General features: G+C 33.4%; 13 protein-coding genes. 3 read left to right on the top strand and 10 right to left on the bottom strand.

Annotated elements, in window-relative coordinates:
• Positions 1–3: 3 nt before the first annotated feature.
• Positions 4–2,241, bottom strand: a complete 2,238-nt coding sequence (locus tag ABD963_RS12000) for a S9 family peptidase (protein WP_345277223.1) — start codon at positions 2,239–2,241, stop codon at positions 4–6.
• A gap of 242 nt (positions 2,242–2,483) precedes the next feature.
• Here ABD963_RS12000 and ABD963_RS11995 point away from each other — a divergent pair, with 242 nt between their 5' ends.
• Positions 2,484–3,815, top strand: coding sequence for a hydroxymethylglutaryl-CoA reductase, degradative (locus ABD963_RS11995; RefSeq protein WP_345277222.1), 1,332 nt, complete (start codon positions 2,484–2,486; stop codon positions 3,813–3,815).
• Positions 3,808–4,716, top strand: a complete 909-nt coding sequence (locus tag ABD963_RS11990) for a GYDIA family GHMP kinase (protein WP_345277221.1) — start codon at positions 3,808–3,810, stop codon at positions 4,714–4,716. Before ABD963_RS11995 ends, ABD963_RS11990 begins: the two co-directional genes overlap by 8 nt.
• Before the next feature lie 323 nt (positions 4,717–5,039).
• Here the strand turns inward: ABD963_RS11990 and fsa are convergent, their stop codons facing one another.
• The gene (gene fsa / locus ABD963_RS11985; protein WP_345277220.1) at positions 5,040–5,696 is read right to left on the bottom strand and encodes a fructose-6-phosphate aldolase; all 657 of its coding nucleotides are present in this window, start codon (positions 5,694–5,696) and stop codon (positions 5,040–5,042) included.
• A gap of 12 nt (positions 5,697–5,708) precedes the next feature.
• Positions 5,709–7,745, bottom strand: a complete 2,037-nt coding sequence (locus tag ABD963_RS11980; protein ID WP_345277219.1) for a transketolase family protein — start codon at positions 7,743–7,745, stop codon at positions 5,709–5,711.
• A gap of 586 nt (positions 7,746–8,331) precedes the next feature.
• On the opposite strand from ABD963_RS11980, the gene ABD963_RS11975 reads away from it, so the two are divergent.
• Positions 8,332–9,483 carry a Gfo/Idh/MocA family protein gene (locus tag ABD963_RS11975; protein WP_345277218.1) on the top strand — a complete coding sequence of 384 codons (1,152 nt, stop codon included), beginning with the start codon at positions 8,332–8,334 and terminating at the stop codon, positions 9,481–9,483.
• A 247-nt stretch (positions 9,484–9,730) separates the two neighbouring features.
• Here ABD963_RS11975 and xylE read toward each other — a convergent pair whose 3' ends face one another.
• The 7 genes from xylE to ABD963_RS11940 form a co-directional block, all read right to left on the bottom strand.
• Positions 9,731–11,107 carry a D-xylose transporter XylE gene (xylE, locus tag ABD963_RS11970; protein ID WP_345277217.1) on the bottom strand — a complete coding sequence of 459 codons (1,377 nt, stop codon included), beginning with the start codon at positions 11,105–11,107 and terminating at the stop codon, positions 9,731–9,733.
• 2 nt (positions 11,108–11,109) lie between these two features.
• Positions 11,110–12,435 (bottom strand): xylose isomerase, encoded by a 1,326-nt coding sequence (gene xylA, locus ABD963_RS11965; protein ID WP_345277216.1) that lies wholly within the window; start codon positions 12,433–12,435, stop codon positions 11,110–11,112.
• Between the two features lie 183 nt (positions 12,436–12,618).
• Positions 12,619–14,106, bottom strand: a complete 1,488-nt coding sequence (locus ABD963_RS11960) for a xylulokinase (protein WP_345277215.1) — start codon at positions 14,104–14,106, stop codon at positions 12,619–12,621.
• Positions 14,107–14,238: 132 nt separating this feature from the next.
• Positions 14,239–15,645, bottom strand: coding sequence for a purine-cytosine permease family protein (locus tag ABD963_RS11955; RefSeq protein ID WP_345277214.1), 1,407 nt, complete (start codon positions 15,643–15,645; stop codon positions 14,239–14,241).
• Positions 15,646–15,768: 123 nt separating this feature from the next.
• Positions 15,769–16,911 (bottom strand): alpha-hydroxy acid oxidase, encoded by a 1,143-nt coding sequence (locus ABD963_RS11950; RefSeq protein WP_345277213.1) that lies wholly within the window; start codon positions 16,909–16,911, stop codon positions 15,769–15,771.
• A 13-nt stretch (positions 16,912–16,924) separates the two neighbouring features.
• Positions 16,925–18,214: a class II aldolase/adducin family protein gene (locus tag ABD963_RS11945; protein WP_345277212.1), complete on the bottom strand. Its 1,290-nt coding sequence runs from the start codon at positions 18,212–18,214 to the stop codon at positions 16,925–16,927.
• A gap of 72 nt (positions 18,215–18,286) precedes the next feature.
• Positions 18,287–19,663 (bottom strand): FGGY-family carbohydrate kinase, encoded by a 1,377-nt coding sequence (locus ABD963_RS11940; RefSeq protein ID WP_345277211.1) that lies wholly within the window; start codon positions 19,661–19,663, stop codon positions 18,287–18,289.
• Positions 19,664–19,671: the final 8 nt, after the last annotated feature.

Here is a 19,671-nt window from a genome sequence, read left to right as displayed (position 1 = left end):
AGTTTACCCTTTAATTTTTACTTCACTTTTTTCTTTGCTAGCAGCATCCTTATGTATTTTATCGCCTAATGTTTCGTTGATAAAATGAGTCATTTTTTTATATAAATGAAGCCTTGTATTACCGCCATAAATGCCATGGTTTTTATCTGGATATATAGCCCAATCAAATGGCTTGTCAGCTTGAATTAAAGCTTCGGCCAATCGCATGGTGTTTTGTAAATGCACATTATCATCACCTGAACCATGCACTAAAAGAAAATCGCCTTTTAATTTATCTACATGGTTTATTGGTGAGTTTTCATCATACCCCAATGGGTTTTCTTGTGGCGTCATCATGTAGCGCTCGGTATAAATGGTATCATAAAAACGCCAGCTACTTACTGGAGCAACCGCTATGGCCATTTTAAATACATCGTTACCTTTAAATAAGCAATTACTGCTCATAAAACCACCAAAACTCCAACCCCAAATACCTATTCTACTGGCGTCAATATATGGTAATTTTCCTAATTGTTTTGCTGCTTGAATTTGGTCTTCAACTTCATATTTTCCTAATTCGTTTTGTGTTACTTTTTTAAATTCGGCACCTTTAAAACCTGTACCTCTTCCATCAACACACACAATAATATAACCCTGTTGTGCTAAGTATTGGTACCAATAATCGTTAGCGCTATTCCATTGATTAGACACCTGTTGGGACCCCGGACCAGAATATTGAAACATAAACAAGGGATATTGCTTAGTTTCATTAAAATTGGCCGGTTTAATCATCCACATATTTAGGTCATTTCCATTAACGTAGATGGTGCTAAATTCCTTTTTTGAGGTATTATAATCTAATAGTTTTTGTGATAACTCATCATTGTCTTTGATGCTTTTAATAAGATTTCCTGAAGCAGCATTATGTAAAGTATATTCTGGCGGGTTAGTAGCGCTTGAAAAGGAATTTATAAAATAAGAAAAATCAGCACTAAAAGATGCACTATTAGTGCCATCACTTTTTGTTAGTCGGGTTTTATCCCGTCCGTTCAACTTAACCGAGTACACATCTCGATTGATAGAACCATTTTCTACTGATTGATAAAAAATAGTGTTTGTTTTTTCATCATAACCATAATAATTGGTGACTTCCCAATTACCTATGGTTACTTGATTTATTAACTTACCGTTTTTGTCATAATGATAAATATGGTTGTAGCCATCTTTTTCACTGGTCCAAATAAAACTGTTGTCTTTTAAAAATGTTAGATTATCCGTTACATTCACATAAGCTTTATCTTTTTCAACTAATACTAAGTTGGATGAATTAGTTTTAGCGTTTATCATCCATAAATCCAATTCGTTTTGATGCCTATTCATGTATTGCGCACTCAATACATCTGGGTTGTTGGTCCATTGAATTCTGGGGATGTAAAAATCATCATATTTTTTGTCTAACTTAACTTTAGTGGTTTCTTGGGTTTTAACATCATAAATATGTAACGATACTAATGAATTAGCTTCCCCAGCTTTGGGATATTTAAAAACTTGTTGGGTTTGGTAGAGATCATTGCCATAAATATCCATTGAAAATTCAGGAACATTGGTTTCATCAAAACGAATAAAAGCTATTTTGTCACCTTCTACATTCCAATCAAAAGCTCTTACAAAACGAAACTCTTCTTCATAAACCCAATCCGTGATTCCATTAATTATTTCGTTTTTCTTACCATCATAAGTGATTTGTGTTACCTCATTCGTTTCTAAGTTTTTATAATACAAATTATTTTCAAAACCATAAGCGATATACTCTCCATCGGGTGAAAAGGTAGGTTCTTGTATTTTATAGTTTGCAACCGTATGTATTGAGTTTTCTGCAATATTATAAACTACAAATTTACCCAAAGTTGAACGTCTGTAAATGGATTCTTCATCTATGGCTAACAAAACTTTATTTTCGTCTTTATTAAATGTGTAATCTGTAAAATATGGAATAGCCTCAAAATCAGAAGAGTTTACCAAAGTTTTAACCTTTTTAAGGGTTTTATAATCGTAAATATCTATTGAAGTACTTCTGTTGGTTCTATCAAAATTTAAAACAGAATATTGCTTTCCATTATTCATGGAGTGTAATACATCCATGCGTTTTGTCCTGAACGTACCATCTCTCCAAATGTCTTCAATGGTTATTTCTTTTGTTTGGGCCGATAAAATTGTAGATAAAAAAAAGAAAATGCTAAAGGAGAATTTGAAGAATTTCATTTGATAATTTCTGTTGTTTTACATATTTCCAATGCAACGTCCTAAAAACAAATTTTCAATATGGCAAATCAAAAAAAATGGAGGTTTCATTAAAAAAAATATTTATTTCACAAAATGTCATCAAGTTTACTAAAAATTATATAAAAAACCGCCAATATTAACACTTAAATAATTTGGTTTAAATTTAAGTTTTTTAATATTGATATCAAGAGTAGTATCTTTGCAACACTGACAAACACATTATGAGTAAATCTATTTCTGGTTTTTCTAAACTTTCCAAATCAAAAAAAATTGATTGGATTGTTGACACATACTTTTCAAATGCCGAAGATGCCAAAAACATTTTAAAACAATATTGGAATACAGACGAAAAGTTACAACAACTTCATGACGAATTTATTGAAAATACCATAACTAATTACTATTTACCACTTGGAGTAGCTCCCAATTTTTTAATAAATAACAAACTTTACACCATTCCCATGGCTATTGAGGAAAGCTCGGTAGTGGCTGCTGCCAGTAAAGCCGCTAAGTTTTGGTTAGAAAGGGGTGGATTTAAAACGACCGTTATATCAACTACTAAAATTGGACAAGTACATTTTATTTTTAAAGGTGATTTTCATGCATTGAAGCAGTTTTTCGCCAAAGTAAAGCCCAAACTTTTTGAAGAAACAGAATCCATTACCAAAAACATGAAAAAACGTGGTGGCGGTATAATCGATATTGAATTACGTGATAAAACCAGTGATATAGAAAATTATTATCAATTGCACGTATCCTTCGAAACTCTAGACGCGATGGGAGCTAATTTTATTAATTCATGCCTAGAGCAATTTGCAAAAACATTTAAGAAAGAGGCTTTGGAATTTAATTTGTTTACCGAGGAGGAAAAACAAATTGATATCATCATGAGTATTTTATCTAACTATGTTCCTAATTGTTTGGTGCGAGCTGAAGTAAGTTGTAGCATTGAAGATTTAAGTGATAATGATACTATTTCAGGAGAGGCATTTGCCAATAAATTTGTACAAGCAGTAAAAATTGCAGAGGTAGAACCCTATCGAGCCGTGACCCATAACAAAGGTATCATGAATGGTATTGATGCTGTAGTTTTAGCTACAGGAAACGATTTTAGAGCTGTTGAAGCGGGTGTACATGCGTATGCGTCCAGAAATGGAAGTTACAGTAGCCTAACGCATGCTAAAGTTGAAAATGGCATATTTACTTTTTGGATGGAAATCCCTTTGGCTTTAGGCACCATAGGAGGTTTAACTGGTTTACATCCTTTAGTAAAATTATCATTAGAATTATTACACAAACCTTCCGCAAAAGAATTGATGCAAATAGTAGCAGTAGCTGGTTTGGCCCAGAATTTTGCGGCGCTACGTTCATTAACCACAACAGGTATCCAACAAGGACATATGAAAATGCACTTAATGAATATTCTAAATCAGTTTGAAGCAAACGATTTTGAAAAAAAGACATTAACTGAACACTTCAAAAACCATACGGTAACCCATAGCGCTGTAACCGAAGCTATTACCGAATTAAGAATAAAAACCAATAGTGAATAAACGATTTTACAGTAACGGAAAATTATTATTAACCGGTGAATATGTGGTTCTAGATGGTGCTTTATCACTGGCTGTTGCAACAAAATACGGACAATCTTTAACTATAGAGGAAATTGACGGACCAAAAATTATTTGGCAAAGTTTAGATGAAAAAAGTGCTACTTGGTTTGAAGAAACATTTTCAATCAAACAGATAACTTCTTTGCCAACGCCTCAAGAAGACATTTCAAATAGACTCTTTCAAATTTTAAACGCTGCTAAACAATTAAACCCTAAATTTTTAGATTCTGAGAATGGATTCAAAATTACCACTCAATTAGATTTTCCACGAAATTGGGGATTGGGAACTTCCTCAACATTAGTAAACAATATAGCACAATGGGCAAATATTGATGCGTTTTCCCTTTTGAAAAACTCATTTAGTGGGAGTGGTTATGATATTGCATGTGCACAACACAATAAACCAATTACCTATCAATTAAAGGACAAAAAACCTATAGTTAAAGAAGTAGATTTTAATCCTTCATTTAAAAATTACTTATATTTTGTTCATCTCAATAAAAAGCAAAACAGTCGTGAGGGCATTGAACAATATCATTCAAACAAAGAAAACGCAAAATTTGCTATTAGTGAAATTAACGACATAACCACCAAAATTCTTGAATCTAATACTTTTGAAAATTTTCGAAGATTGATTGATGCTCATGAAGCCATCATTTCAAAAATCACCAAACAGGTATCTGTAAAACAACTTTTATTTGATGATTTTGAAGGAAGTATAAAAAGTCTAGGCGCTTGGGGCGGTGACTTTGTTTTGGCCACTTCTGAAGTGAATCCGACGGACTATTTTAAGAAAAGAGGATTCAAAACTGTGGTATGCTTTGATGACATGGTGCTTTAAAGTATAAAAAACTTTCAATATTTTTTTAATGGCAAGAACTTTGAAAAGTACCTGTAGTTGAGGCTATGTAAATTTAGCAGGCAAAAAATTAAATGCGATGGTTTAGTTCTAACTCGCAGCTATTCAAAACAAACCCTCCAATGAGAGACCTTTTAAATATATCAGGTTAATCACCTCGGTTGGCTAAAAATAATTCAAGTTTACTATTATTAAATTCAAAAAATAATAAAATAAACAGCTAAATTAATTTGTTGTATCTCAAGGTATACATCGTTATCTTTTCTAACTTACTAATCAATTGAAATACAACAAATCATTTAATATTATTGATTTCCTTTTTTATAATCTTCTAAGAATTTGGCTAAACCTATGTCTGTTAAAGGGTGTTTTAATAAACCAGTGATTGAAGATAGTGGCCCTGTCATAACATCACTTCCAATTTTTGCACAATCTATAACGTGCATAGTATGACGTATAGATGCTGCTAAAATTTGAGTTTTAAATCCATAATTATCGTAAATCTGTCTTATCTCAGCAATAAGATGTAAACCATCAGTCGAAATATCATCTAATCTTCCTAAAAAAGGAGATACATAAGTAGCTCCAGCTTTGGCCGCCAGTAATGCTTGACCCGCTGAAAATACTAATGTCACGTTAGTTCTAATACCTTTATCAGAAAAATACTTACATGCTTTAATACCATCTGCTATTAGCGGTAATTTTACAACAATTTGTGGATGCAAAGCTGCTAATGCTGTACCTTCTTTAACCATTCCATCAAAATCTGTCGAAATAACCTCTGCACTTACATCTCCTTCAACGATATCACATATTTTTTTATAATGCGCCAATATATTTTCAGCTCCTGTAATACCTTCTTTCGCCATTAGTGATGGGTTTGTTGTAACACCATCCAACACCCCCAAAGCTTGAGCTTCTGCAATATCGTTTAGGTTTGCTGTATCAATAAAAAATTTCATGTCTTTAGTTTTTTATAAGGTTTTTAAATACTCTAATACTTCTTTACTTACTTTTTCTCCCGTAAATCCAAATTTATCATCTAGAACAGTGGCAGGAGCTGAATAACCAAAATGCTCTAACCCAAATACTTTACCTTTTTCTCCAACCAAACCTTCCAAATTTACTGGCAATCCCGCTGTTAAACCGAATAACGGTTTGTTTTTTGGAATCACACTTTCTTGGTAGGCTTTGGATTGTAATCTGAATACGCCCTCTGAAATTATTGAGGCTATATTCACTTTCAATCCATTTTCCTTTTCAAGGATTTCTGTGGCTGCAACTAAAGTTGATACTTCAGAACCGTTCGCTATTAAAACTACATCGGGATTTTCAACCTCTTTTACTAAATAACCACCTTTCTCAGCAGCTAATGCTTCATTGTATCTTGAATTCCCTTTGGCAGGAACATCTTTAATACCCTGCCTTGAAAGAATTAGACCTGTTGGTGACTTTTTATTTTCCAAGGCCATTTTCCAAGCGACACTTGTTTCAGCAGAATCTGCCGGGCGAAGTGCCATGAAACTTGAATTACCACTATGGTTTTTTAGTTTTTCCAATAACCGAATTTGAGCTTCTTGTTCTACAGGTTGATGGGTCGGACCGTCTTCACCTACTCTAAACGCATCATGAGTCCATACATATTTTACCGGTAATTCTTGTATCCCGCTTAATCGAATGGCTGGTTTCATGTAATCTGAAAACACAAAGAATGTTGCCACAACAGGAATAACACCACCGTGCAGCGCTATACCATTAGCAATACAGGCCATCGTTAATTCTGCAACTCCTGCTTGTAAAAACCCACCACTAAAATCACCTTTTTTAAGTGCTGATGATTTCTTTAAGAAACCATCGGTCTTATCACTGTTTGATAAATCTGCAGATGACACTATCATGTTTTCTACATGCTCTGCTAAATACCCTAAAACATTAGATGAAGCTACCCTAGTCGCTAGCCCTGCTTTGTGCTCAATGGTTGCAAAATCCAAATTTGGTAATTCACCTGATAAAAAGAAATCTAATTTATGGGCTAATGCTTCGTTATCTTTTCTCCAAGCTGCTATTTCGGCTTTCTTTTCAGCTGCCTTTAGAGTTTTTTCAGTAATTATATTTTTATAAAATGCTCTTACATCATCAAAAATATCAAAAGGACTTTCTGGGTTGGCACCTAAATTCAATAGGGTTTTTGTATAATCTGCCCCTGTATGACCAATGGGTTGACCATGTAACTCACAATGTCCTTCATACATACTTCCATCTGCGGCAACACAACCTTTCCCCATAATGGTTTTACCTATTATAAGCGTTGGTCTTTCCGTTTCGTTATTAGCGTCTTGCAAAGCCTTTCTTATTTCATGGTGGTCGTGCCCATCGATAGTTATAACCTTCCATCCCCATGCCTTATACTTCATAGCAGTATCCTCAGTAGTTACTTCGTCTGTGGAAGTTGATAATTGAATATCATTGGAATCAAAAAACATAATAAAATTACTTAAGCCTAGGTGCCCTGCAATTCTGCCTGCTCCTTGTGATATTTCTTCTTGAATACCTCCATCAGATATAAAACCGTAAATTTTATGGTTCATCCAATTTCCAAAACGTGCTTGTAAAAATTTAGCAGCTATAGCTGCACCTACTCCCATCGTATGTCCTTGACCTAGTGGGCCTGAAGTATTCTCTATGCCCCTTTTTACATCTACCTCAGGATGCCCTGGAGTAATGGAACCCCATTGACGGAAATTCGAAATATCATCCTTAGAATAATTTCCCAACAGGTAATATTGTGCATACATTAAGGTTGATAAATGACCCGCATCCATAAAAAAACGATCTCTAAATGGCCATTCCATATCTGAAGGATCATAATTAAAAAATTCAGAGTAAAGAATATGCATGAAATCTGCACCTCCCATCGGTCCACCAGGGTGGCCAGAATTTGCCTTTTCTACCATGGCTACAGCAAGTGCTCTTATATTATCTGCTGCTTGTTGATCAATTAATTTATTCATTTTTAATTATGATTAATACGATGCTCCCTTTAAAAGAGTTCATCAGTTTTTGGAATATTTATTTAGATTAGGATGAATTTTTAGGAAAAACCTTTTTAAACTGTATGATAAAATATATTTGCAAATATAAAATAAAAAACCACTACATGAATTGACAAAACAACAACTTTTGTCAAGATTATTTCTGTTTATTCTATATCTCATCTACCCATTCAACAAAAAATAATACGTAACCCTAAATAGCCTTATCGTAATATTTTATAAAACAAATGATTCTCAAAGTTTTAAATGAAAAATGAAATGAAAAATTGTCTAAAGAGTAAATTTTCTATCTATTCAAATAATATTACACTTCGAATTTATTTATACCCTTAGATAAAAAAGAAAAAATAATTTTTTACTATCTTGTTTGAAGTATGGTATTTAAAAGCTGATAAGTAAATTCATATAAAGCCTTATTTACGTAGTATAGGAAAATATCATAATACATTGAATCAGTTACATTTGAAAACAAATAATTAAACACTATTTAATTAAAAAACTAAATAAAAAAAGGAACTATTTTTATCTAAATCATTATCAAAATATGGCAAAAAAATTAAGAATGGGAATGATTGGCGGTGGCATGGGATCATTTATTGGAGATGTACACAGAAAAGCCGCTTCTATTGACGGTATGATAGAAATGGTTTGTGGTGCCTTTAGCAGTAATCCTGAAACCTCCATTGCTTCAGGAAAAGCATTATTCCTTGCTCAAGATAGGTGCTATGCAAGTTTTGAGGAAATGATTTTGAAAGAGAAAGAGCTTCCTGAAGATATAAGAATGGATTTTGTATCCATCGTTACCCCCAACCATTTACACTTCCTCCCCGCTAAAATGGCTTTAGAGAACGGCTTCCATGTGGTTTGTGACAAACCAATGACCCTAACATTAGAAGAAGCCATTGAACTACAAAATATAGTTGCTAAAAGTGGTAAACTATTTGCTTTAACACATAATTACACAGGTCACCCTATGGTAAAACAAGCCAGAGCTATGGTAATGAACGGCGACCTAGGTAAAATAAGAAAGGTTCAGGTACAATATTTACAAGGTTGGCTTTCAACATCTATTGAAAAAACAGGTCAAAAACAAGCATCTTGGCGAGTTGATCCAAAACGTTCTGGAATTGGCGGAGCGTTGGGAGATATAGGGACCCATGCTGAAAATTTAGTAGAATATATTACTGGTTTAAAAATTGATGAACTTGCAGCCGATTTAGGAAGGTTTGGAAAAGGAAGAGTTTTAGATGATGATGGTAATTTGTTGCTTCGAATGGAAAATGGCGCTAAGGGAACGATGTCTATTTCACAAATAGCATTGGGCGAGGAAAACAATTTAGCAATCAAGGTATATGGTGAAAAAGGTAGCTTGGAATGGCATCAAGAAAATCCAAACCAATTAATAACACATTGGTTAAATGACCCTTTAAAAGTTTTTACACCAAGAGGTAACAATTTATACCCAGAGGCGTTAAATGTTTCCAGAATTCCTGCTGGGCATCCCGAAGGCTATTTAGAAGCTTTTGGTACCATTTATAAGAATTTCGCTAACCACCTTATATCTGCTAAAAAGGGTAAAACAATTCCGAAACCAGATTACCCAACTGTTAAAGATGGTGTTAGAGGAATGAAATTTATTTATGCTGCAGTTCTTAGCGACAAGAATAATGGAACTTGGACAAAAGTAAACTCATAAAAATCTCACAAAACAAAAATAACCTATGGTATTTTTGGTGCAATATGTTGGAAGTTAAACCCCATTAATAGTTCGGATGGCATCCGTTAATGGGTTACCTCATTAGGTCATTAAGGGTTCTCAATAATGAATCCATTCCTAAAAAAAAAAGACAAAAGCAAAATGTAATAGCCTACATAAAATTTAAGCGTTAATCCAAAAAAATTAAAATAATCCTTTAGTTTTTTTATTTTTAATTATTTGAGATTTATTTTTTCCAAATATTTTCCATTTCCTCTAAAGTTTTACCCTTTGTTTCTGGAACCATTTTCCAAACAAAAATCGCTGAAATTATACTCATTATACCATAGAATAAATACGTACCTCCACTACTAAATTCCATCATAGGAGGATACGTTGATGAGATAAAGAAATTAGCTGCCCATTGGGCGGCCACAGCTATTGCTATAGCTTGACTTCTAATTTTATTGGGGTAAATCTCAGAAATTAAAACCCAACAAATAGGCCCCCAACTCATCATAAATGAAGCTGTATAAATAATTATGAATACTAATGTAGCAATACCTATTACATCAAAGAATGCTAATGTAGAAATAGCTATCATACCAATGGCCATTCCTATTGATCCGGTTATCAATAATGGTTTCCTTCCCCATTTATCTACAGTCATTATGGCAACAACGGTAAATATAACATTCACAAGTCCCATGATAATAGTTTGTAACATGGATGCATCCTTAGCTGCTCCCATGCTTTCAAAAATTCTAGGTGCGTAATATAATGCAACATTTATTCCAACAAACTGCTGAAATACAGATAATAACACGCCTACTATAATTACAATTTTACCATAAGAGAATATATTGGCTTTAGAACTTTCTACTGTACTTTTTATATCGTTAAGAATTTCCTTAGCTTTTTCCAATCCATTTATTTTAGATAAAATAGCTAATGCCTTATCATCTTTATGCTGTAATGCTAAATACCGAGGGGTTTCTGGCATAAAGAACATTAAAATGGCAAATATTGATGCTGGAATAGCTTCAGAAATAAACATTCTTCTCCAACCTACTTCGTTTATCCATTCAATAGTTTGTCCATCTGCAATACCCCAGTTTACAAAATAAACCACTAACATCCCGAAAATGATTGCGAATTGATTTAAGGAAACTAATTTACCTCTTATTTCAGCTGGAGCAACTTCTCCAATATACATAGGACAAACTGCTGATGCTAACCCAACTCCAACACCTCCAATAATTCTATAGAAGTTAAACATCCATAGTAATTCTAGGGAAGGAACTCCTTTTTCAAAAAATAAAAATTCTGGGTTGCCTGAACCCAACGCGGATAATAAAAATAAAATACCCGCGATAATAAGGGCCTTTTTTCGTCCAAACCTAGAAGATACTAAACCTGATAAAGCGCCTCCAATAATACATCCTATCAAAGCAGATGAAACTGTTATACCATGCAAAAAAGAAGTTAATCCTAAGGGTTCAATTAAAAAAGATTGAATTGATTTTTCAGCTCCAGAAATTACTGCGGTATCATAACCAAATAATAGTCCTCCTAAGGTAGCAACTAATGTTATTACATAAATAAACGATTTATTATATTTCATTATCAAATATATTGGTTGATGATATTCTCGAAAAGTTCTTGCTTACCACTTTGTAATTTCAATTCGCCGTTCTCTTGAGCTATAGCGTATAAATCTTGTAAACTTAGTTTACCGTTTTCAAAATCTTTACCCTTTCCTGAATCAAAAGAACTGTAACGTTCTTTTCTTAATTTTTCGAATGATGAAGAACTAATAATTTTATCCGCGGTTAATATTGCTCTTGCAAACGTATCAGCACCACCAATATGAGCTAAGAAAACATCCTCTAAGTCTGTAGAGTTTCTTCTAATTTTGGCATCAAAATTAATACCCCCACCTTGTAAACCTCCTGCTTTAAGAAAAACCAACATAGCTTCTGTAATTTCTTGTATGTTATTTGGAAACTGATCTGTATCCCAACCATTTTGATAATCACCTCTGTTGGCATCTAAACTTCCTAACATATTTGCTTTGGCTGCAACTTCCATTTCATGCTGAAACGTGTGTTGTGCCAATGTAGCATGATTCACTTCGATATTGATTTTAAAATCTTTATCTAATCCATATTCTTTTAAGAAACCAATTGCAGTAGCTGTATCGAAATCATATTGATGTTTCATAGGCTCCATTGGTTTAGGCTCAATAAAGAAGTTGCCCTTAAATCCTTGGGTTCTAGCATAATCTCTGCACATCGCTAAAAACTGGCCCATATGGTCTAACTCACGACCCATATCAGTATTTAAAAGTGACATATATCCTTCTCGACCTCCCCAAAACACATAGTTTTCTCCATCAAGCGCCATAGTTGCATCTAAAGCTAATTTTATTTGCCCACCAGCCCTGGCTACCACATTAAAATCAGGATTTGTTGATGCGCCATTCATATATCTTGGATTTGAAAAACAGTTAGATGTTCCCCAAAGTAATTTGATACCCGAGGCTGCTTTCTTTTCTTTTAAATAATCGGTTATAATATTTAGGCGCTTTTCAGATTCAGCAAAGGTTGATCCTTCTTGAATTAAATCAAAATCGTGAAAACAGAAGTAATCAAATCCCATTTTAGAAATAAATTCAAAAGCGGCATCAGCTTTACCTTTTGCTGCTTGAATTGGGTCAGATGATTTATCCCATTCGAAATTTTGAGTTCCAGGACCAAATGGATCACTGCCTTGGCCACAGAATGTATGCCAATAAGCAATAGCAAATTTAAAATGGTCTCGCATGGTTTTACCAGCTACCACTTGCTCAGGGTTATAATATTTAAATGCTAATGGATTATCTGATTCTTTACCTTCAAATTTAATATCTCCAATACCCTTATAGTATTCTCTATCTCCTAAAAATGCCATTTTTCCTCTTTATTAATTTATGATGTTATAATTTTAAATAATTTCATTTTTTAAATGAAATTAAACTATATCAGTAGAATATATCTCCAAATTTAATGAAATATGAAACTCAAGGTATCCTGCACTATACTGTCAATAAAATATGATCTCATTTAATTTTAAAGGCTTGATAAATAGATAAAATTATCTATTTATGAATAGTTCTAATTCATTTTTCCATGTGTTATAGGCCTCTAAATAGAGTTGTTTTTCTTTAAAAGGCTTAAAAGTCATGACATAATCATTATCCATTATTGATTTACTAAAAGCTTCAAAATCACCTTCATGTAAATTTGCAGCTCGCGCAGCCCCAATGGCGCCCGTAGTATTGTATAATTCTATTTCTTGACCTATTAATGTGGCAACCGTATTTGCGAAAATTTCTGAGCGAAATAAATTATCGTTACCGGCTCTCATTACTTCCGGATTAATTCCATCCGATTTTAAAATTTCCATACCATAAACAAATGAAAAAGCAATACCTTCTAAAGCAGCTCTACATAAATGCCCTTTATTATGGTTATTCAAATTGAGGTTTACAATTCGTGTTCCAATTTCCTTATTATTTAACATACGTTCTGAACCATTTCCAAATGGAATTAAACAAACACCATCAGATCCAATTGGAATCTTAGCGGCAAGATTATTCATTTCCTCATAAGATTCTACGTCTAAATTATTAAGTAACCAGCGATATTGAATACCAGCGCCATTAATACATAACAATTTTCCTATTCTAGGATGAGTTCCTATTTTATAATTCACATGAGCAAAATTATTAACACGGGCACTCTCTTTTACAGACAAACTATCAGTTATGGCATACACAACTCCAGATGTGCCACCTGTTGCTGCTACTTCTCCAGGGTTTAACACATTTAATGACAAGGCATTATTGGGTTGGTCTCCTGCACGATAATAAATTGGTGTTCCTGCTGCAATACCACTATCAATTTCTCCTTTTTCATCAACAACAGACTGAATTCCGAATGTTTCCACTATATCTGGAACTAGGTCTTTATCAATTCCATAGTGTTCCATTAAAAAATCAGCAATGGAGTTATTTTTAAAATCCCAAAAAATGCCTTCAGACAAACCTGAGATTGTTGTATTGATACTATTAGAAAATTTATAAGCTATATAATCTCCTGGAAGCATAAATTTATGAACCCTTTCATATGTTTCTGGCTCATTATCTATTACCCATTTTAGTTTTGATGCCGTAAAATTAGCAGGTGAGTTTAATAGGTTTGTTGCACATTTTTCTTTACCAATTTCTTCAAAGGCTTTAGTACCAATATCTACTGCGCGACTGTCACACCAAATAATACTTGGCCTTAAAAGATTACCCTCTTTATCCACTAATACTAATCCATGCATTTGATAGGATATACCAATACCCTTTATATATTTGCTAGATACTTGATATTTGTTTTTAAGTTTTTTTATGGCATTACAAACATGTAACCACCAATCATTAGGATTTTGTTCTGCCCAACCATTTATTTCTGAATGCATACCCATTTCATCTTCTGGCTCTTGCACAACACCAATACTTTTTCCTGTTTTAACATCAACAAGTGCCGCCTTTATAGACGAGCTACCTATATCTAAACCTAAGTAATAATTCATTTTAGTTTAATCTTAAAATTTACTTGTATTGATTTTAATCTTTATTAAAAATACAATTGAAATAGAAAAAAAATCATAAACTGTTGTTTATGATTTTCCTTATAACCTTATTCTACCAATAAAATATATTTATCATTTTTGAAACTTCTTGCTAAAAACCAAGAATAAAACCCCACACAATAACCAGGCTGGGAGTGTAACAAAAGAAAGAAATACATTGAATTGTACTGATATAAAATAGAATATACCAAAACTAATAGCCCAGGCCCAAAATACAGATTTATTAAAAGACAGATTAGCAGATTCAGCATAATTTTTTACAATCCCCACCTTTTTGTGAAAGAAATGTTCAAATACAATAACAGCTCCAAAGGGTGCCAATATAAATCCATAAAGCGCTACAAAACCAAGTAATTTCATGGCGAAAGCAGGGAATAAACCTGCTAATGTAGCCACTGTTCCTGCTAAAATTGTAACCTTGGCAGTTGATAGTTTAGGTAATATAGCTTGAAAAGCTAAACCGGCTCTATAAATTGTTGGGTTAGCAGTAGTCCAACCTGCTAACACTACAGCTATGATTCCTAAAACACCAATGGCATTATTTGCTAGTGGTCCTGGAGCAACCGGAGGTGCATCACCATTACTTAAAAAAGCTTGAGCTTCCGGAGATTTTAAGTATACAGCGTATAATAAAGCTGCTGCTATCCAAGCCATGTAATGTCCAACATACATACCTGCCGCAGTTGTCCAACCCGCTTTAGCTTCTTTAGCAAAACGGAAAACTGATAAATCGGACATCCCTATATGCATGGCACCATTGGCAAACCAAGACCATATAACTACATGCCAAAAAGTGAATTTTATTTGTCCAGGGAAAGGCTCTGAACCTTCACCCCAAATATCCCAAAATTCTGAAAAACTGCTTACTCCTAATTGATTAAGAGCAACTATACCGCATGCTAAAAAAGCAACAACAATTACAGGCGACATCCAATTAGCTGCTTTGGTAACTGTATCATAACCTTTAGCAGCAATAATTGATATAACTGCACCTATCAAAATAACAATGATGACCCAAGTTAAACCATTAGGCATGGTATCTGTTAACTTAGGCATAGGCATATCAAAAGGAATACCAACGGCTGTTGCCGATACAGTTATCATCGAACCTGCCAAAAAACAAAATAATATGCCATTGGCTAAATTATAACCTGTAACCAATTTTTTTCCACAAATCTTTTCTAGCTGAAAATATAAAGTTAGTCGGTTTTTTATGGCAATTTCAGCTGTTAAAAATCGCCAACTCAAGACTGCGAGTAAATTACCTAAAAGCAAACCAACTATTAAATCAAAAGCACTAACACCTGCAGTTAAAAATAAAGGCCCTATCATAAACTCGGTTCCTGCAGCGTGTTCGCCAGCATACATTCCTATAAAGCTTTTCCAGCCTTTAAGTTTAGATTTTGGCACAGGAGTTCTTTCAAATTCTCCTCCTGCAATTTCTTCAATAATTTCCTCTTCAATACTTATTTGACTCATATAGTTAGTTATTACGATTTATAGTAAACTTAAATTAATTCTAAAGATACTATCTAATTTAAGTGTTAGAATCTAAAATATAGTCTCATTCTAACAAGTCTATCCTGTACTATCTTGGTTAAACTATTTAATAAGATGGTTAGGGAAATCTGTGGTTTTTTCACAGCAAAGCTGTTCCATAACTTGCTGTAATTCTGTTTTTAATAATGAGATGGTATGGTTTCCACCATTTTTACCAAGTGCTGAAACACCATACATAAACGACCTCCCCATAAAAGTAAATTTAGCTCCGCTTGCCATAGCTCTCGCTACATCTGGTCCAGAGCGTACTCCACTATCCATCATCACTTCTATTTGATTTCCATATTTTTCTGAAATAGTGGCTAATGGCTTAACAGTAGATTGTCCTGCATCCAATTGGCGACCTCCATGATTGGATACAATAATTCCATCAATACCTAATCTAATAGCTTCTTCGGTATCGTATTCTGAGGCTACACCTTTTAAAACCAATTTACCTTTCCACATATCGCGAATTGGTTTTATTTTCTCTTCATTTAATCTACCACTAAAGGTTTGATCCATAAACTTACCTAATTGCTTTAAATCTAATCCTTTGGGCATGTATGGTTTCAAAACTTCAAAATTAGGTATACCATGTTTTAAAGTTTCAATTCCCCAATGAGGTCTTCCAAAAACTTGTAATATATTTTTTAAGTTCATTTTTGGTGGCATAGCCAAACCATTTCTTATATCCCTGGGTCTAAATCCAAATGTTGGTACATCGCAAAGAATAACTAAAACTGGACATTCGGCCTCAGCAGCACGTTTAATAATATCGTCTCTCAACCTGTTTTCTGTTGGATGATAAAGTTGAAACCAAGCTTTCCCCTCAGTCAATTCGCTAGCACGTTCAATACTAGTGGTAGTTACTGTACTTAATATAAAAGGTATGTTATGCTCAAAAGCCGCTTTAGCCAATATTTCAGGTGAATTTGGCCACATTAGCCCTTGTAAACCAACTGGCGCGATGCCAAATGGTGCATCATACTCAACACCAAATAATTTAGTTTTTAAAGATGAACCATGATGTTTTCTTAAATAATTTGGTTTGAGCTGTACCTCACGAAGTTCAGAAGTATTTCTATGTAAATTAACATCTTCGTTACATCCCCCATCTAAATATTCAAAGGCAAACTTTGGTATTTTTTTTTGAGCTTTTGTTCTTAAATCATCAATTGAAGGATATCGTGTATCAAATTTCATAATAATAATATTTTTAAGATAGGAATTTTTCCCTTAATTCCTTAACCTGATCGTCATTAATTGGAACCATTTCGCCTAGAGAATTTCCGAGAACAACAGATTTAGCACTAAATTCTGCAACCTCTAAATAGTCAAATGTTTGAAGTAGCTTATCTCCAGTAATAATTACAGAATCGTTTTCTATAATAAGTGCTGTAGCACAATTGTCAACTATTTCAGAATTATTATTTTTTCTGAAATGGGCCCCATATTTCACTGAATTTATGTCTTGTAAAAAGATCCAACTCTCAGGAATTGTTCGAACATTTAGATAACTTTTAGTTACTCCAAAAGCCATTAAATAAGGTGATTGCGTCATAATAATAGAATTCACTTTTGGATTCCTATTATAAATTTCTTGATGAATCCAAGTTGCTCTACTAGGTATTTTTCCAGCTTCTCGATGGCCATTTTTTATTTGTACAACATCATCAATATCTAAATCCCATCGATTGATTCCCGTAGGCGTTATTAGAAAATCATTATTTTTCCAACGCATAGAAACGGTTCCATAAGACCCTATCATGAGCCCTTGTTCACAGGAACGTTGAACAATTTTACATATTTGCAGTCTTTTTTCAACCTCGTCTGACGGGAAAGAAGTCTCTTCCATTTCTGGTAAAACTCCCGTTGCCTGATCTTCAAATTCTGCTATTTGAGAATCTGTGAGATAAGCTGGTTTACCTATTTGGGAACCATATAATATGGTTCGCGCACAAAACTCCAATGCTTCAAAACGCTCGTAAGCATCTGTTAAATTACTACCGCCTAAAACCGTACCATGATTTTCCATAATAATAGCTTTGTAGCCTTTTTTAAACTCATCAGCAATTACTTCGCCTAGATCATCGCTACCTGGTAACCTGTAATTTGCATATCCTATAGGACCGCAAATGTGCTTAGCCTGAGATATGATATTGGTATTTGGAATTTGACGTACGATACTGAATGATACTAATGCTGGAGGATGCGCGTGAATAACTGACTTAATATCTGGTCTAGCTTCATAAATAGCTTTATGAAATGGAAATTCTGATGATGGTTTATGCTTTCCTATAATGGTGCCATCTTTTTTTACACATATAATATCTGATGCTCTTAATGAACCTTTATCGATCGCAGAGGGTGTTACCCATATATCACCCTCATCATCAATTATTGAGATATTACCACCAGAGGTAGTTGTCATGCCTCGTTTATAAATCCTGCTGATTATTGTAGTAATTTGATCTCTGGGATGAATTAATCTTATATTTTTAGACATGTTTTTCCTATTTAAGAAATACGGTGATTTAAAAAACCACTTTTTATATAATGTATTTATCAATAAATGATTTTATCCACTTATGATAAATGGCACATGCTTTTTGAGTGCATAATTTTTTTTCAAAAATTTTGAGTTTAGTTTAGTATCAGATATTGATATTGCAGCCCCAAGAGCAGAACCCAAAGATGAACTGGTAGTTCTTAACTTTTTATCTCTAAAGTAATGCGATAGTAATTTAATGTAAACATCATTATCACTAAACCCTCCATCCACATAAAGTCTTGTAATCTCATCTTCACCAATGGCCTTTTTTATGCATTTAATTTGCAATAAAACTAACTCTGTCATTAATTGATGGTAGGCGTGTTCAAATTTGTGATAAGAGATGTGGGTTTGCACTGGCATATCACTATCTTCTATGCTTTCCCATTTAAAACAATATTTAAAATCCTGAATGATTTCAAAATAAGTATCAAAATCAAAACTAACGGTACGATGATAATCTTCATCCACCTTATATAACTTATTCAACTTTTCAACCTGTATCTTGTACTCATTTCCTAAAAATAATCTAGAGGCCTTTACCGGTTTTCCATTAATTCTCATGTAATTTATGGCGTCCTTATCGTTAGTATTCTTTGAAATAGGATTTTTAGTAAACGGATTAAAAGCAATACTCCAAGTTCCTGTGGAGATGAGTACAAATTTTTTCTTAACACTTCTCACATAGGGCAATAATGCTGCAGAACTATCATGAATTCCGACTCCAATTTTTATTCGGTTACCATTATAATTCATATTAATACTTGTTTCTGTTGAAACAATTGGAGGTAAGATTTTATGAATACCTTCTTGATAAACCCAATTGTGATAATCCTTTTTTTCATAGTCCCATAGAGCAGTATGGCAACCTATGCTTGTATATTCACTTAAAGGAATACCAGTAAAAATATAGCTAAGATATTGTGGTAAGTGTAAAGAATATTTTATTTTATTAAAAATATGTGGCTTTGTTTTTTTAATCCAATATAACTGTAATCCAGAATTAAGCATACTTAAATCTGCACACCCTGTTGTTTTTAGAAAGTCTTCTTTTGGACCGTAATCATTAAAAAAACTATCTATCATACTTTTATCTAAGGGCTTTGTATAATTGTAAAGTGGCGTTACTGGATTTCCATTTTCATCAATATGAACCAAACTGGCTCCATATGTTGAAAAATTTATAGCGGTTACTTCGAATTCTTTAGCTTCAAGAATTTGATTAAAAACATCTTTCAACCATTTTTGTAGGGCTTGAAGATTTTCAGTTGGGTGACCATCCTCGTCTACTATTTCCTTAAAGGCAATATATTCTTTGTGAACTTCCTTAAAGTTTTTATCAAATAAAAAAAACTTTTTATTGGTCTTACCTATATCAAAAACAGCAGTTACTTTTTGTTTCATACTACATA

This window comes from Litoribaculum gwangyangense (assembly GCF_039543505.1).
Lineage (GTDB): Bacteria > Bacteroidota > Bacteroidia > Flavobacteriales > Flavobacteriaceae > Litoribaculum > Litoribaculum gwangyangense.
This window is presented reverse-complemented; position numbering and strand designations above follow the sequence as displayed.